The following is a 2,097-nucleotide window of genomic DNA, read 5'->3' as shown; positions in this document are numbered from 1 at the left end:
TTTGGAACTTGATGAGCGAATGGAAGGAAAAATGCCGTCTACTAAAGGTTCTTTATAGAACCGGTTTCAAGTTGTACGACAGTTAATAAATAATACTGGCCTCTTTTGAGGTCAGTTGCTTTTTACGAGTGAGAAAAAATGACGACAATTGCCATTATTGATTATGGTATGGGCAATTTGCATTCGGTTTCGAAGGCATTTGAACACGTAGCGCCTGATGCAAAAGTCCTTGTAACTTCGGATGCGGATACGATTCGTGCATCAGATAAGGTTGTTTTGCCTGGTGTAGGCGCTATGCGCGATTGCATGGCTGAAATTAAGCGTTTGGGCTTTGATAGCTTAAGCATGGAAGTTTCCAAGGACAGACCTTTTTTGGGTATTTGTGTTGGCATGCAAGCTTTGCTTCAACATAGCCAGGAGAATGGAGGCGTTGATTGTATCGGTGCCTTCCCAGGCGATGTTTTGCATTTTGGCGAAAGCTTGTATGAAGAGAACGATAAGGGCGAGAAGGTTCGTTTGAAAGTACCGCATATGGGGTGGAATCAGGTGGTGCAGAATGGTGATCACCCTATGTGGCATAAGATCTCAGATGCCTCGCGTTTTTACTTTGTCCATAGCTATTACGTAGCGGCTGATCATCAATACTTGGCAGGTTCGGCCCAATACGGGAAGTCTATCGCTGCGGCACTTAGCCGAGATAGCATTTTTGCAGTTCAGTTTCACCCTGAAAAGAGCCAGCATGCAGGTTTACAGCTACTCAAGAATTTTGCGAACTGGTCTGGAAAATAGAAGGTACTAGTCAAGCGATGAATATCCTACCCTCAATTAACCTAATGCAGGCTAAATGTGTGCATGTGTCTGGTCATCACCTTGATCAGACCAAAGTTTACTCCGATGATGCGACAGACCTTGCCGGGCGTTGGATGGATGCCGGTGTGCAGGACCTTTATGTGTTTGACGTAGATGGTGCAATTCAGGGGCGGACGGCTCATGCAGAAATGATCGTTTCGATCGCTCAGCGTTTTCCAAATCTAAATTTACATGTTGAAGGTGGAATTCGTAGTGAATCTGAAGTTGAGCATTACCTGAAGTCTGGTATTAGAACAGTGACCTTAGGAACTAAAGCTATAGAAGATCCTGCGTTTATTGCTGAAATGTGTAAGCGCTTTCCTGAGCGCATTACGGTGAGCCTGTCACTGCTAGAGGGTCAGGTGTGTACACATGGTTGCCAGAAAACGTCACCAGTTACTGCCGAAACCTGGGCGCAGCAATTAAGTGCTGCTGATATTTCTGCTCTGGTTTATCGAGACCTTGGGCGTATAGGGAGCTGTCAGGGTGTTAATCTCGACGAGGCTATTAAGCTTGCTGAAGTCTCTCGCGTACCATTGTGGGTGACTGGCGGGGTAGCAGATATGGATGATATTCGTGCATTGTATTCCGAGTCTGAAGTGGGTATCGAAACCGTATTGGTTTCACGAGCTTTGGATGAAAAAGCCTTAAGCCTTAAAGAGGCTCAAGACTATTGTGAAGATTGAAATTATAAGTGGAGAGCTAGTTAATGGGCTTGGCTAAAAGAATTATTCCCTGTTTGGATGTTGATGAAGGGCGCGTTGTAAAGGGCGTACAGTTTGTTGATATCCGTGACGCAGGTGACCCGGTAGAAGTTGCCAAAAAGTATGATGAGCAAGGGGCTGATGAAATCACCTTTTTGGACATCACAGCGAGTCACCAAGGCCGTGACACAATGGTTCATACTGTTGAAAAAATGGCGAGTGAAGTGTTTATTCCGCTAACGGTTGGTGGTGGAATCCGAAAAGTTGAAGATATCCGCTGTATGTTGAATGCCGGCGCGGATAAGGTTGCGATCAATACAGCGGCAGTATTTAACCCAGAGTTTGTTCGTGAAGCTGCCGAGAAATTTGGCAGCCAATGTATTGTCGTCGCAATTGATGCGAAGAAGGTGAGTGCAGAGGGTGAAGAAGGTCGATGGGAAATCTTTACTCATGGTGGTCGTAAGCCTACAGGCTTGGATGCAATCGAATGGGCCAAGAAAATGGCTGATTACGGTGCTGGTGAAATATTACTAACCAGTATGGA

Annotated in this window: 3 protein-coding genes; all 3 read left to right on the top strand. The window is 45.6% G+C overall.

The features are described from left to right. Nucleotides 1-138: 138 nt before the first annotated feature. The gene (gene hisH / locus A3757_RS15695; RefSeq protein ID WP_068511277.1) at nt 139-789 is read left to right on the top strand and encodes an imidazole glycerol phosphate synthase subunit HisH; all 651 of its coding nucleotides are present in this window, start codon (nt 139-141) and stop codon (nt 787-789) included. A gap of 17 nt (nt 790-806) precedes the next feature. After that, entirely contained in the window at nt 807-1,535 is a 729-nt protein-coding gene (locus A3757_RS15690; protein WP_068511275.1) for a HisA/HisF-related TIM barrel protein, read from the top strand. Between the two features lie 23 nt (nt 1,536-1,558). After that, a partial coding sequence (gene hisF / locus A3757_RS15685; protein ID WP_068739899.1) for an imidazole glycerol phosphate synthase subunit HisF occupies nt 1,559-2,097 on the top strand: 539 nt, incomplete at its 3' end.

This window comes from Oleiphilus sp. HI0117 (assembly GCF_001635235.1).
Note: the sequence above shows the minus strand (reverse complement) of the source record. Positions and strands in the feature narration are given on the sequence as shown.